A 12,907-nucleotide genomic window follows, 5' to 3' on the forward strand; every position below is an offset into this window, starting at 1 on the left:
GAGGCCCGGAAATGCCCCTGCGTTTCGCCTACAACACCAACGGCGCCGCCAACCACCGGCTGGACGACGCGCTCTCCCTGATCGCCGACAGCGGCTATGACGGGGTGGCGCTGACCCTGGATCACCATCATTTCGACCCCTTCGGCCCCGACCTGGAGGGCAGGGCGGAGGCGCTGGCCTCCCGGCTGCGCGGCCTGGGCCTCGGCCTCGTGATCGAGACGGGGGCGCGCTACCTGCTCGACCCGCGCGTCAAGCACGAGCCGACGCTGCTGAACCCGTCTCCGGAAGGCCGTGCCCGGCGCGTCGATTTCCTCTCCCGCTGCGTCCGCATCGCGGCGGTCTGCCAAGCCGAGGCCGTCTCCTTCTGGGCCGGCGTGCGGCAGCCGGGCGTCGATCCCGCGACCGCCTGGGGCTGGCTGGTCGAGGGCGTCGCCCAGGTCGCCGAGGCCGCCGCCGCCGACGGCGTCACCGCGGCGCTGGAGCCGGAGCCGGGCATGCTGGTCGAGACCGTGGACGACTACGGGAGGCTCAAGGCCGACCTGGCGGAGCGCACCTCGGCGCCGCTGCGCCTCGCGCTCGACACGGGCCACCTGCTGGTCACGGGGGAACGCGATCCCGCCGCCGCCGTGGGGGAATTCGCCGGCGATCTCGGCACCGTCGCGATCGAGGACATGCGCCGGGGCGTCCACGAGCATCTTCCCTTCGGCCAGGGCGACATGGACATCCCGGCGGTGCTGGCGGCCCTGGACGCGGTCGGGTTCGACCGGCTGGTCTGCGTCGAGCTGTCGCGGGAGAGCCACCGCGCCCACCTCGCCGTTCCCGAAAGCCTCGCGTGGCTGAAATCGCGGCTCCCGGCCGCGTCCGGCCAGCCCCACAGGAGGAGCGCCTGAGCCATGCGGATCTGCTTCATCAGCCGGCGCTTCTTCCCCGCGATCTCGGGCATGAGCGTCTATGCCGCCAACCTGCTGCGCGAACTGGTGGCCGGCGGCCACGACGTCGTGATGATCTCCCAGTACCGCAACGACCCGGCGGGCTCTGCCGTCTATGGCGGCGGTCCGCCGCCCGAGGTGCCCGGCGTCAGGGTGATCGGCCTGGAGTCGTTGGGCGAGCAGGAGGTCGGCCAGGGCCGGCCGGCCGACTTCGAGGCGGACCTGGAGGCGATGGTCGCCGCCGCCCTGGCCGAGCATGCCGTCAGGCCGTTCGACCTGGTCCACGCCCAGTACGGCTATCCCTGCGGCTTGGCGGCGCTGGAGGTCAGCCGGCGGCTGGGCATTCCCAACGTCGTCTCGATCCAGGGGGGAGACGGCCACTGGGTCGGCACCTGCTGCGCCACCCACAAGCAGGCCATGCTGGCGGTCCTCAACCATGCCGGTGCCCTGATCATCGGCAGCCGGAGCTTCGCCGAGGAGGTCCGCGACCACCACGGCACCGATCTGGACCGTTTCGTCATCGTGCCCGGCGCCACCGACACGGAACGCTTCCATCCCCGCGCCGACCGCGACATCGGCGAGCTGCAGGACGCGCCGGTGCTGCTGTACCACGGCCGCGTCGATCGCCGGAAAGGCGTGATGGAGCTGCTCGACGCCTTTGCGCTGCTGCGCCGGGCCAGGCCCGCGCTGCGGCTGATCGTCTCCGGCATCGGGCCGGACCTGGAGGCGGTGCGGGAGCGGGCATCCCACGCGGAGTTCGCGGGGGCCGTGACCCTGACCGGCCATGCCGACTATTTCGCCGCCGCCGGGCTCTACCGCCGGGGCGACGTCTTCGTCTCGCCGACATATTCCGAGGGCTTTTCCAACACCATCCTGGAAGCCATGGCGAGCGGCCTGCCGATCGTCTCGACCAATGCCGTCGGCGTGGTCGATTGCCTGACCGACGGCTCCAACGCCCTGCTGGTGGAGCCGCGCGACGTGGACGGACTGGCGTCCGCCATCGGCCGGATGCTCGACGACGGGGCCCTGCGCCGGCGGCTGGCCCACCAGGCGCTGGAGGAGGTTCGCAGCCTCTATTCCTGGCACGCGATCGGCCGCCGCATCCAGGAGATCTATGCGCAGCTCGGGGGAACGAAGCCCGACACCTCCTGGACCGGCACCTACGACCCGGCCTCGGTAACGCGGGAGACCGCCGATCCGACCTGCCGATTCCGGGCGGCTCCCCACTTGCTTTAGACCTGTCCAGACCAGAGGAGGCGCTTCAAGTGCCGTCACGCACAGCGCTGTTCATCTCCCCCCATCTCGACGACGTCGCCTTCTCCTGCGCCGGGACCTTGGCCGTGCTGAAGGCGGCGGGCTGGCGCACCGTGCTGGCCACCGTCTTCACCCGGTCGGTCCCAGACCCGAGCGGGTTCGCGCTCGCCTGCCAGACCGACAAGGGCCTGCCGCCCGAGCTGGACTACATGGCGGTCCGGCGGGAGGAGGACGCCGCGTTCGGGCGGACGCTGGGAGTGGACGAGGTCCACTGGCTCGACCTGCCCGAAGCGCCGCACCGGGGCTACGGCTCGGCCGTCGAGCTCTTCTCCGGCATCCGACCGGGGGACGAGGTCTGGCGGGAAGCCGCGGCCCGGATCGGCGCGCTCGCCGGCCGGATCGAGCCGGACCTGATATTCGGCTGCCAGGCGATCGGCAACCATGTGGACCACCGGCAGACCGTCCGAGCGCTGGTCGAGCTGGGAAGGCCCGTCGCCTGGTACCGGGATCTTCCCTACGTGATCCGCGCGCCGGAGGAGGCGCCGCCGCCCGGATTGCCCGGCGGATTGCTGCCCCTGGCGGTTCCGGTCGGCGACCACCTGCCGGCCAAGATCGCCGGGGCCTGCCGCTACGCCACCCAACTCCCGTTCCAGTTCGGCGGGGCGGAGCGGGTCGGTCCGGCACTCACCTCCTTCGCCGCCGACGAGGCGGGCAGGGCCGGCCGGACCGGGCATGTCGAGCGATTCCTGATCGACGCAGCAGCACTCGAAGCGGTCAGTTCTGCATGACGCCGGCGCCGGGGCCGGCCGATTGCGCCGCCGCCGACCGGCGCCGCAGCCAGACGGTCAGATAGGTCCCCAGGCAGCCCCCGGCGCACATGAACAGGATATAGACGGAGTTCTCGGCGTACTGCACGACCACGGCGGCGCTCAGCATATGCCAGACGAAAGCCAGCATCGCGGCCATTTCCGCCTGCATCGAGACAATATAGTAGGTGTAGCGGGCGTAGAGGAAATCCAGCGCGAACGCGGACAGGAACACGGCGGCGGCGATCGTCGGGCTGATGTCGAACATGGCTGAGGGCTTTGCGAAGGGTGTTGTCCTGGAGACTTCCTGCCGGTTATCTCGTATTAAGGTTAACTCTTTGTAAATCGCGGGATCGTGATCTGTCGCCGGATCGCGGGTTGGGGTTGACAATCCACCCCCGGAGCCCGATCACCGAACCATGAGAATACTGCTGCTGGAAGGCGACCTCATCCTGGCCGAAGCCGTCGCCGAGGCCCTGCGCGGGGCCGGATACGACCCGATCGGACCCGTCACCGAGGTGGACGACGCCATCGCGCTGGCGGAACAGTTCCGCCCCGATCTGGCGCTGATCAACATCGACCTCCCGGCCGGACGCGGGCTGGGCGTCGTCGTCGCCCGGACGATCGCCCGCAACTGGAACATCAAGTCCCTGTTCACCGCTGGCGACAAGGAGATCGCGCGGCGCAACCGCGATGTCGCCTTCGGATATCTCGCCGGTCCCGCGACCGTGAACGAGCTGGTCGAGTGCATCGAGGCGATCCGGCTGATCCGCAAGGGCGAGTTCCCGATGCGGATCCCCAAGCGGCTCTCCCCGTTCCTCTGACCGTCCCGGTGCGGCCGGCCGCCGTGATGCTGCATCGCAGCAAAGGCGTCCTTTTGTCACAATCCGGATGAGCCGGCATGGGCATATCGTGTTTGCTGCAATGCAGCATAACGCGAGGTATCCGATGCTCGTCACGCTCTCGATGGTGTTTTGCCTGATCGCCGATCCGACACAGTGCCGGACGGTCACTCCCTTGATCCCCGACGACCAGTATCTCACTATGTCCAACTGCCCGATCGCGGGACAGACGGAGGGCGCCCGGTGGGTGGACGAGCATCCGAACTACCGCATGACCCGGGTCCGCTGCCGGATGGGCAACAAGCCGAAGGAACAGAGCATCTGATCCCGCCGAAACATTCCCGCCGGCGGAGCGCGCCGGCGGGGATGTTTCGGATCAGGTCGTCACATTGATGCTGATCGCGGCGGTCGTGCCGGTCGAGATGCTGCCCGAAAGCAGGTTCAGGCTGACGGTCGTCGTCATGCCCGGAGTCCCGTTGTCATAGGACGTGCCGATCACCGATGCCGACTTGCCCTCGCTGGTCAATGCCATGAACCGCTTGGGATCGATCGCGATGTTGTCGGCGGTGGTGGTGGCGCTGTCGGCAGCGGTGAAGTTGCGCAGCGAATAGGTGTTGGTCACGCCGCCGTCCGCCGAGGTCACGTCGAAGAAGTCCGACATCTTCAGGCCGCGCGTCCCGAAGCCGAACAGTTCGGACTCGTTGTTCAGGAAGCCGTCGGCATTGACGTCGTAGCCCAGCATGGTCTGGGAATTGAAGCCGCCGAACTTGTCGGCCGCCGCCTTGTACGCGTCGTAGGCTCGGGACTGGAAGGCGTCCAGGTACTTCTGCTTGGTCGTCGGGTCGGTGATCCAGGTGGGGTCCGCCGCAGTCGGGTAGGGACCCTGCTTCAATTCCAGGAAGACGGCGGAGTCCATCGTGTCGAAATTGACCAGCGAACCGAACTTGGCGGCATTGTCGCTCGTCAGGTTCGTGGCGTTGATCGAGATGTCGCCGTTGAGCTTGCCGCTGCTGTAGTCATAGGCGAGAGCGTCGCCCAGGGTGGAGAACTTCTGTTCCTTGACCGCGGTCCCGCTCTCCGTGAACTTGGCGGCGGCTTCCGCCTGCCGTTCCGGCGTCAGGGAATCCCAGATCCGCTTGCGGTCGTCCGATGCGAGCCGCAGGTTCGAGAGATACCCGGAAGGCATGCTGGTCGCGGTTGCCGAGGTCGTAGACATCGCCCACTCTCCATCCTATGCGTTCTGCGTCGGAGTCATGCAAGTAGCGTGCCTCAATTTTCGATGCACGGATCAAGTGTATAGCATGCGGGGCCGATTCGCAAGCGGGTCGGACGCGGACATTCCTGCTACCCGGCACGGCAAGTCCTGCCGGGCGGCGGCGGACGGAGCGTCCTTGTTTGCCGGGCAGGGGGAACCGGCGTCGGATAAGGTTGTTGCCTGTCCGAATACCGGTTTCCTCGAACTCCGCCCGCCCATCATGACCACGCCCAGTGCAAACCCGTCATCCGTACCCTACAGCCCGACGTTCCGCTGGGCCGGCTATCTGCTGGGTTTCGCTTTCGGCGGGTTCTTCGACGGCATCCTGCTGCACCAGATCCTGCAATGGCATCATCTGCTGAGCGGGCTGGATAGTCCCTCGCTTGCGGACATCCAGGTCCAGATCCTCGCCGACGGCCTGTTCCATCTCGCCATGTACGGGGTCGCCGGGGTGGGGCTCTGGATGCTCTGGCGGACGCGGCGGGAGTTCGGCGGGGACGGGGCGGACAGGTTGCTGTTCGGTACCTTCCTGGTCGGCTTCGGCGTCTGGCACATCGTGGACGCCGTCCTGAACCACTGGATCCTGGGACTGCATCATATCCGCATGGACAGCGACGCTCCGCTGTTCTGGGACTTGGTCGCCTTCGCGTTCGGGATCGCGGTGACCGCCGCCGGATGGCTGACCCTTCGAAAGTCTCGGAACGGCGGGGGAGGGGGAAGCAAGGGAGCCCTGGCCGCGTCCGTGCTGAGCCTGGCCGTCCTGGTCGCCGGCCCGGTGGCGCTCCTGCCGCCGGCCGGCATATCCACGGTGACGGCGCTGTTCCCGCCCGGCACCGCCCCCGGAACGGTGCTCGCCGCGGCGGCATCCGTCGACGGCCGCGTGATCGCGGGCGCCGACGGGGTCTGGATCATCGACGTGCCCGACCGCGCTCGGGCGCTCGGACTGTACCGTAATGGCGCCGTCCATGTGGGCGGATCGCTCTTCCCGATCGGCTGCTTCTCGGCCGGGCTTTCCTGAGGCGGGCTGTCCTGAGCCGGACTTACGGGGTGCAGCCCGGAGGCATCAGGTAGAGCGAGCCGTCGGCGCGCTTGATCACGTAGCAATTGGAGCCTTCGTAGGCCAGGATCGACAGGCTGTTGAACCCTCGCAGCCCCTTCAACTCCTTGGGCAGGTTGCCCGGCGGCACCTTCGCGGGCCTGCCCTTGGACGGCGAGTTCGGATGCTCCTCCACCAGAGCGCCGACCAGTTCGCCCCTGCGGTTCAGGATCAGCGCCAGGGTCGGTTCGGCGACGCCCGCCTTCCGCAGCGTATCGACCGTAGCCTGATCGAGCGGGGCCGTCGGCAGGTCGGCCTCGGGTGCCGCGGTCTGAGCACCGGCGGGAACGGTCAGCATGAACAGGGCGGCGCAAAATCCTGCCGCGGCAATCCTCAGGCGTGAACAAGGCATGGCTGTCGCTCCTTGGATTAGAGGATCTTGAGGGTTCAGAAAGTAAGGGAGATGCGCCCCAGCACCGTGCGCGCCGGGATGAAGCGTGGACGTGTCAGCGAGTTGGTAATCGAGTCGAGATCCTGGTACAGGAATTCTTCGTCTAAAATGTTCCGGACTTCAAGGCTGATCGATCCCCGGCGGTTGGGAAGCCGGAAGCCGAGCGCCGCATCGACCGTGACGAAGTTCTCGCGCGTCTGGTCGAAGGACTGCGGCAGGCGCTCCTCGACCTGCTGGCTCACGAAGTTCGCGCCGACGCGGGCGAACAGGCCGTTGTCGGCGAAATAGCGGACCTGGACCGGCACCGTCAGGGTGCGCAGTTCCGCGATATCGACCTGCTGGTTGGTATTGTCGATGTCCTGCCACTGGGCTTCGGCCGAGACCGCCCAGTCCCGGGAAGCGGCCCAGTAGAGATAGCCCCGAGCCTCGTCCTCCGTGCGCTCGTCGGTCCGGTACTCCGGCGGGTCGCGCTGCACGACCAGCGGCACGTCCAGATCCCGGCGGGTATACTCGACCCCGCCGAAGAGCGAACCGAAGCCGCCGCGGGCCAGCGTGGCATCGAGACCGATGCCCTTGACCCAGGCGCTGGTCTGGTTGAACTCGTCGGTGAACTGGTTGAAGCCGGCGATCTGGGTCGGTTCAAGGGTCTGGTCGACGATCAGGAGCCGCTTGAAGGTCCGGAACGCCGCAGCGCGCAGCCGCAGCCGGTCGTTGACCTGCCACTGGATGCCGGCTTTCGGATTGACCTCGCTGAAGTCGAGCACGCCGTTCTCGAACTTGTCGCCGCTCAATCCCAGCGTCACGGTCACGTCGCGCAAGGGGGTCAGGTTGACGTAGCCGTAGGCGTTGGTCTGCCGGTTCGTGAAACGTTCGGTGGTCGGGAAACTCTGGCCCAGAGCGGGGATATCGAGGGTGGCGACGTTCCGCTGGCGGATGCTGGCGAAACCGCCGCCCGCCGTCACGTTGAACAGGTCGCCCCGGTAGATGCCCTGGACCTGCGTGTCGGAACCGGTCTGCTTGATGTCGTCGGTGAAGGTGAATTCGTCCTCGGCCTGGACCTGGCTGGACTCCCGGTCGCTGACGATCACCGAGGCCAGCAGGTCCACGCGCGGCGTCGGCGAGTAGCGCAGGCCGACCCGGGCCGTGTCCTGGTCGATGTCGGTACGGCTGTCCCGCGAGAAGTCGTCCGGATCGAAATTCTGCGCCAAGTCCCCCTGTTCGCTGCGGCGGGACCGCAGTTCCGCCTGGAGGCTCAGGGTGTCGGTCAGCGCCGCTTGGCCGAAAAGCGTGTAGATGTCGTACTCGACATCGTTGTTCTCGCGGTAGCCGTCGCTCTGGTAGTGGAACTGGCCGGCGCTGAAGGCCGCCCGCCCGACGATGCCCGACAGCGTCAGCTCGTCCGCCCGGGTGTCCAGATTCCCGATGACGCCGGCGGCGTTCAGACGGATCTGGTCGCGCTCGAACAGTGCGCCGTACTCATTGAAGCCGGCTTCCGACGGAAGGGCGCCGGGCAGGATTTGCAGGTCCGTCGTGCTCAGGCTGGGCTGCACCGGGTCGATGGTGATTGGCTGGAGGAGCTGCGACCGGAGCAGGGCGCTGGACCGGGCGATCTCGTGGCGCTCCTGCTGTCCGTAAAGGTCGGACAGGAAGCGCTCGACCGACGCGCTGCCGGGATCGGCGGCGAGCGACGCCGACCCCACCGGCAGGCCGAGGCGCTCGAAACCCAGGTCCCTGTAGATCCGGCCCAGCCCGGCGCCACGGGTCGCCAGATCCTCGTTCAGCAGCAGGCGGGAGCGGAAAGGCGCCCGGTTGTCGTTCAGCTCGATGGACCGCTGGATCTCCGCCAGCGCCTCGACCGGCTGGTTGGCCGCCCGGAGCCGCAACCCTTCGAAGAGGAAGGGCGTCGGATCCTTCGGATCGAGCTGCTTGGCGATCTCGTACTGTCCGGCCGCCCGGTCGTCGCGCCGCTCCTCGTCGTAGCCGCGGCCGAGATAGCTGCGGACCAGGGCGTTCCCGGTGTCCAGGCCGGCGGCGATCTCGATCTCGTTGCGCCCGGCTTCCAGGTGGCCCTGCCGGATCAGGGCCAAGCCCAGCCCCAGGCGCGGCTGCGGGTCGGCCGGCTCCAGCCGGACCGCGCGCTCGAACGCGGCCTGCGCCCCGCCCGGATCCTGGCGGACCAGCGCCGCGAATCCCAGCACCGTCTGCGCCCGGCCCAGGTCCGGCGCCAGCTCGGCCGCCGCGCGCGCGGACCTTTCCGCCTCGCTCCTGTAGCCCAGGGTCATCAGGATCTCGGCCAGCCGCGCGCGGGCAAGGGCGTCGCCCGGGTTTGCCGCGACCGCTTCCTCCAGGGTGGCGCGGGCGGCCTCCAGGTCGAGGGCAGCCTGCTGCGCATAGGACAGGGCGATCCGGGCCGGGGCGGAGCGGGGGGCTAGGTCGACCGCCCGGCGGCCGTCGGCCAGCGCCGGTTCCGTCTCGTTCTGGGCGACCCGGATGACGCTGCGCAACGCCAGCGCGTCGGCGTTTCCGGGAGCCCGCGACAGCATGGCCTCGACCCCGGCGCGGGCTTCCTCGACCCGGCCGACTTCCAGCAGCAGCGACTGGCGGAACAGGGCGATGCGGTCCGGCGCCGGACCTCCCGCGGCGGCGTCGAGCCGGGCTATGGCACCGGCGAAATCGCCCCGGCGGCGGAGTTCCAGCGCGTCGGCGATGGCGGGCGGCAGGTCCCCGGGGCCGGCGGCGGGAGCGGCGGTGACTTCGGTCACGATCGGCTGGTAGTACAGCGTCCAGTGCGCCGCGTCGCGCGGGCGGACGGCGACGCCCTGGACCGGCGCCGCGCCGGCCCGCGCCTCCGCCGTTCCCGCGGCGGCCAGGACTACGGCGCCCTGCGCGTTGCTGGCCCGGACCTTGCCGTCGAACACCGTGACCGCCGCCCGGTCCGCCTCGGCGAGCACCAGGAACTCGGTGCCCTCGACCGACGCGTTCACGAAGGGCGTGTTGATGCTGAGGCTGCGCGGGCGGTGGCTGAACACCTGCATGATGCCCTTGATCAGGTCCAGCACCGACGGCTCCTCCGCCGGCACCGCCCCGACCTGCAGCGTCGTCTCCTGGTCCAGGCGCAGCACCGAGTCGTTGGCCAGCGCGATCGCGGCCCGGCTGTACTTGCCGGTGCGCACCATGTCGCCGGCGCACAGCGGCTCCTCGATCCGGGCGGCACGCCACGAGCCGTCCGCGATCCTGCGCTCGACGCCGCCCTCGACCGACGCGATGCGCCCGACAGGCGCCGCGCAGGCCGCCTCGAAGGATTGCGCCGCGGCCGGCGCGGCCGCGGCCGTCATGCCGGCTGCGAGCAATGCCAATACCGAGGACTTGGGGAGCTTGGTGGTTATCATGGAATTCGAGCCTATGAAATAGCGGGTTCCATTGACCCGAATGGTCGATCGCGGTAAGTGAGATCACTTGGTGCGGATCTTCCACAAGAACTGATGATGTGCACTCGCAACCTTCGATATCGCATTTTGCCCTGCGGCCGGCATTATTTAAATCATGCGATATAGTACATTCAAGCTAAAATTGCCCCAGTCATATATCGAATCTGTCATTTGACTTCCAGGCGGACTATCGCGGCATCGTCCTCCGCTGACTTTCCGACAGACAGGTTCATACACCTGTTCAGGTGGAAACGGGCCGGTCCGTCGTCGGGGAATTCTTCGAGCACTTGGCGGAACAGGCCGACCGCCTCCGGCAGGCGGCCGGACTCGCAGGCTTCCAGGGCGTCGCCGAAGCAGGAGGCCAGCCTGAGCTGGCCGGGCGTCGCCTCTTCGCGCCGCGCGATCAGTTCGTGGATGTCGAGCGCTCCCGTCTTTCCCATCAGCCGGAACCGGCCGACGCGGCGGGTCAGGATCTCGGCGCCCAGGTCGCCGACGACGGAGTCCGACGCCAGCAGCCTGGTTCCCAGGTGCTTGTTCAGCCCTTCGATGCGGGACGCGGTGTTGGGGATGTCGCCGACGACGCTCCAGGCGAAATGGCCCTTGCCGCCGACATTGCCGACCATGATCCAGCCGGCATGCAGGCCGACCCGGGTGGGCATGGTGCGGCCGGGATTCTGGAGGTTGAACCGTTCGACCGCGCGCGCCAGGTCGAGCGCCGCCAGCGTGGCGCGCAGGCGCGGCTCGCGCTCCGGATTGGCTGCCGTCCACACGCTCATGACGCCGTCGCCGACCACGTCGGTGACCGTGCCGCCGCCGGCCTGGATCGGCTCGAACACCGCGGCGAAGTAGGAGTCCAGCAGGGACGCCAAGTCGCGCGGAGTCATGGTTTCCGCGAGGGTCGTGAAGCGCTCGGCGTCGGAGGCGACGCAGGCTCCGTAGAAAAGGTCGCGCGCGCCGCCCGGATTGATCGGCCTGTGCGCCAGGTCGGCGGCGACCCGCTCCGGCAGATAGTAGCGGATCGCCTGGGCGACGTTGCGGCGTTCCCGGTTGGCCGTGAGGTATTGCCACAGCAGTCCGCCGAACAGCGCCACCGGGACCTGGACCATCATCGGGACCGCCACCGGCAGCCAGAGCTGCGACTGACCGAACAGGGTCGCCGAGACTGCGATCCAGCCGGCCGCCAGGAGCACCGTCGCCACGACGGCCAGCATCGCCGGCAACAAATAGGCCAGGAGGCCGATCGCGACGCCGAACCCGACCACCAGCCCGAGTTCCGCCGGCCGGCCCGGGCTCTTCAGGGTGGTGTTCTCCAGCAGGTTGCCGAAAGCCGTCGCCGCGATCTCCACCCCGCTGATGTCGATGCCGTCGCTGGTGGAGAACACCGTATAGAAGGTGTCGAGGTTGGTCGGCGTGCGCTCGGCGACGCCGATGAAGACGGTCCGGCCCGTCAGGTCCGGCACGTCGCGGCCCTCGATCAGGTCGGCGAAGGGGATCGTGGTCACCGTCCCCGGCGGACCGTAAAAGTTCAGGTAGTAATGTTGCGGACCCTGGTGCAGCCGGTCGATCGCATCCATCAGCCGGCGTTCGCGGTCGTCGAGCCGGTCCGGCGGCGGCGGCAGGCGCGCCGCCAGCCCGGGATCCTGGAGGAAGGCGCGCCGCACCGCCTGGGAGGCGCGCTGGACCGCGCCTGGCTCGTCCAGCAGTTCGTTGTCCGGCGGCAGGCTCTCCAGTCCGGGAACGTCGGCTTCCCGCAGGCGGCCGAGCCAGGCCGGGTGCAGCGCCGCCGCGTGCACCTGGAGGGCGGCGGCGGGCAGCGTCAGGCGGTCGCCCTCCTTGAACGCCCAGAACTCGTTGGTCCGGGCGGCCACCTTGGGGAGCGGGAAGGGGGCCAGGGCGGCGGCAGCCTTCGCGAAGGGTTCGATCGGCGGCACCGATTTCAGGATCGCCATCTGCCCGGCCGGCTTGCCCTGGGAGTCCGTGACGACCAGTTCCTCCCGCTCCATGGCCTCGACCAGGATGACCGAGCGCGCCGCGGCGATGGACCGGCTCAGCGCGCCGTCCTGGATGATGTCAGTGGGTGTCTCGAGCGTCAGGTCGATCGCTATGGCGGTGGCGCCGCGTCGCTTGAGGTCGTCGATCATGCGCGCGCGCAAGGCGCGCGGCCACAGCCGGACCTGCGGCGGAAGGCTCAGCCTCCGGGCGGACTGGCGGTCGAGGGTGACGAGCGCCACGTCGGCGGGCGGCGGCACGGGACCGCGCAGCTTGAACAGCCACGCAAGGCCGAACTCCTCCTCCATCACGCGCCCGACCGGGCTGAGCGCCAGCAGAAGAGCGACGCCGGCCGTGATCAGGGCGAGCACGACCGCGTTCTGCATCCGCCTCATAGCAGGCGGAGTCGTCATTTCCTGGCGCGGTCATGGACCATCGGCGCCGCCTCCGGAGTCGTCGTCTATGCCGGACAATGACCGCAATTCCGCCAAGTCGTGGATGGTGACGGTACCGGCGGAGAACCCTACCACGCCGTCACGGCGCCATATAGACAATTGCTTGTTCACGCTCTCGCGCGTCATTCCGACAAAGGCGGCCAACTCCTGCTGGGACAGGCGTACATCTATCTCTATGCCGGTTCCCACGGTCTTGCCGAACCGCTCCGCGAGGCGCACCAGGCAGCGCGCCAGGCGGGGCTGGAGGTCCAGGAAAAGGGCGTCCTCCAGCTGCTGGCTGGTCTGGCGCAGGCGGGCGCACAGGACGCTCAGCAGATGCAGGCAGGCGGCGGGGCGATCCGCCAGGAAAGGAAGGAAGTCGCGGCGCTCCAGCACCAGCAGTTCGCAGGGTTCCATGGTGACCGCGTCGGCGGTCCGCGGCTTGGCGTCGAGCAGCGCGATTTCGCCGAACAGCTCGCCCTG

12 protein-coding genes (1 of these 12 only partly in view) are annotated in these 12,907 nt (G+C 68.7%); 6 read left to right on the forward strand and 6 right to left on the reverse strand.

What is annotated here, in order from left to right:
- The first annotated feature begins 11 nt into the window (after positions 1–11).
- The 3 genes from JL101_RS04465 to JL101_RS04475 are packed head-to-tail and all read left to right on the forward strand — an operon-like array spanning position 12 to position 2,971.
- Positions 12–890, forward strand: a complete 879-nt coding sequence (locus tag JL101_RS04465; protein WP_203098314.1) for a sugar phosphate isomerase/epimerase family protein — start codon at positions 12–14, stop codon at positions 888–890.
- A gap of 3 nt (positions 891–893) precedes the next feature.
- On the forward strand, positions 894–2,165 hold the full coding sequence (locus JL101_RS04470) for a glycosyltransferase family 4 protein (RefSeq protein WP_203098313.1): 1,272 nt from the start codon (positions 894–896) through the stop codon (positions 2,163–2,165).
- A 29-nt stretch (positions 2,166–2,194) separates the two neighbouring features.
- On the forward strand, positions 2,195–2,971 hold the full coding sequence (locus JL101_RS04475) for a PIG-L deacetylase family protein (RefSeq protein WP_203098312.1): 777 nt from the start codon (positions 2,195–2,197) through the stop codon (positions 2,969–2,971).
- Here the strand turns inward: JL101_RS04475 and JL101_RS04480 are convergent.
- Entirely contained in the window at positions 2,958–3,257 is a 300-nt protein-coding gene (locus JL101_RS04480; RefSeq protein ID WP_203098311.1) for a hypothetical protein, read from the reverse strand. The two genes, JL101_RS04475 and JL101_RS04480, sit on opposite strands and share 14 nt — an antisense overlap.
- Positions 3,258–3,408: 151 nt before the next feature.
- On the opposite strand from JL101_RS04480, the gene JL101_RS04485 reads away from it, so the two are divergent.
- Positions 3,409–3,813: a response regulator gene (locus JL101_RS04485; RefSeq protein WP_203098310.1), complete on the forward strand. Its 405-nt coding sequence runs from the start codon at positions 3,409–3,411 to the stop codon at positions 3,811–3,813.
- 124 nt (positions 3,814–3,937) lie between these two features.
- Positions 3,938–4,156 carry a hypothetical protein gene (locus JL101_RS04490; RefSeq protein ID WP_228435283.1) on the forward strand — a complete coding sequence of 73 codons (219 nt, stop codon included), beginning with the start codon at positions 3,938–3,940 and terminating at the stop codon, positions 4,154–4,156.
- A 51-nt stretch (positions 4,157–4,207) separates the two neighbouring features.
- On the opposite strand, the gene JL101_RS04495 is transcribed toward JL101_RS04490, so the two are convergent.
- Positions 4,208–5,047 carry a hypothetical protein gene (locus JL101_RS04495; protein WP_203098309.1) on the reverse strand — a complete coding sequence of 280 codons (840 nt, stop codon included), beginning with the start codon at positions 5,045–5,047 and terminating at the stop codon, positions 4,208–4,210.
- A 259-nt stretch (positions 5,048–5,306) separates the two neighbouring features.
- Between JL101_RS04495 and JL101_RS04500 the strand changes: the two genes are divergently transcribed.
- Positions 5,307–6,104, forward strand: coding sequence for a DUF2243 domain-containing protein (locus JL101_RS04500; protein WP_203098308.1), 798 nt, complete (start codon positions 5,307–5,309; stop codon positions 6,102–6,104).
- Positions 6,105–6,126: 22 nt separating this feature from the next.
- Here the strand turns inward: JL101_RS04500 and JL101_RS04505 are convergent, their stop codons facing one another.
- The 4 genes from JL101_RS04505 to JL101_RS04520 form a co-directional block, all read right to left on the reverse strand.
- The gene (locus JL101_RS04505) at positions 6,127–6,534 is read right to left on the reverse strand and encodes a hypothetical protein (protein WP_203098307.1); all 408 of its coding nucleotides are present in this window, start codon (positions 6,532–6,534) and stop codon (positions 6,127–6,129) included.
- 35 nt (positions 6,535–6,569) lie between these two features.
- Positions 6,570–9,962, reverse strand: coding sequence for a TonB-dependent receptor domain-containing protein (locus JL101_RS04510; protein ID WP_203098306.1), 3,393 nt, complete (start codon positions 9,960–9,962; stop codon positions 6,570–6,572).
- 206 nt (positions 9,963–10,168) lie between these two features.
- A complete protein-coding gene (locus tag JL101_RS04515; RefSeq protein ID WP_203098305.1) occupies positions 10,169–12,376 on the reverse strand; it encodes a CHASE2 domain-containing protein in 2,208 nt (735 codons plus the stop codon).
- Between the two features lie 39 nt (positions 12,377–12,415).
- On the reverse strand, positions 12,416–12,907 hold the 3' portion of the coding sequence (locus JL101_RS04520; RefSeq protein ID WP_203098304.1) for a Crp/Fnr family transcriptional regulator. 216 nt of this gene lie beyond the right edge of the window; 492 of the gene's 708 nt are visible here — the last part of the coding sequence; its start codon lies beyond the right edge, outside the window — the gene reads right to left on this strand; its stop codon occupies positions 12,416–12,418.

The sequence above is a fragment of the Skermanella rosea genome, from assembly GCF_016806835.2.
Lineage (GTDB): Bacteria > Pseudomonadota > Alphaproteobacteria > Azospirillales > Azospirillaceae > Skermanella > Skermanella rosea.

Bases quoted from the DNA above. Each gene is read 5' to 3' on its own strand.
- JL101_RS04465 (WP_203098314.1), top strand. From the start codon at position 12: ATGCCCCTGCGTTTCGCCTACAACACCAACGGCGCCGCCAACCACCGG.
- JL101_RS04470 (WP_203098313.1), top strand. From the start codon at position 894: ATGCGGATCTGCTTCATCAGCCGGCGCTTCTTCCCCGCGATCTCGGGC.
- JL101_RS04480 (WP_203098311.1), bottom strand. From the start codon at position 3,257: ATGTTCGACATCAGCCCGACGATCGCCGCCGCCGTGTTCCTGTCCGCG.
- JL101_RS04485 (WP_203098310.1), top strand. From the start codon at position 3,409: ATGAGAATACTGCTGCTGGAAGGCGACCTCATCCTGGCCGAAGCCGTC.
- JL101_RS04490 (WP_228435283.1), top strand. From the start codon at position 3,938: ATGCTCGTCACGCTCTCGATGGTGTTTTGCCTGATCGCCGATCCGACA.
- JL101_RS04495 (WP_203098309.1), bottom strand. From the start codon at position 5,047: ATGTCTACGACCTCGGCAACCGCGACCAGCATGCCTTCCGGGTATCTC.
- JL101_RS04500 (WP_203098308.1), top strand. From the start codon at position 5,307: ATGACCACGCCCAGTGCAAACCCGTCATCCGTACCCTACAGCCCGACG.
- JL101_RS04505 (WP_203098307.1), bottom strand. From the start codon at position 6,534: ATGCCTTGTTCACGCCTGAGGATTGCCGCGGCAGGATTTTGCGCCGCC.
- JL101_RS04510 (WP_203098306.1), bottom strand. From the start codon at position 9,962: ATGATAACCACCAAGCTCCCCAAGTCCTCGGTATTGGCATTGCTCGCA.
- JL101_RS04515 (WP_203098305.1), bottom strand. From the start codon at position 12,376: ATGCAGAACGCGGTCGTGCTCGCCCTGATCACGGCCGGCGTCGCTCTT.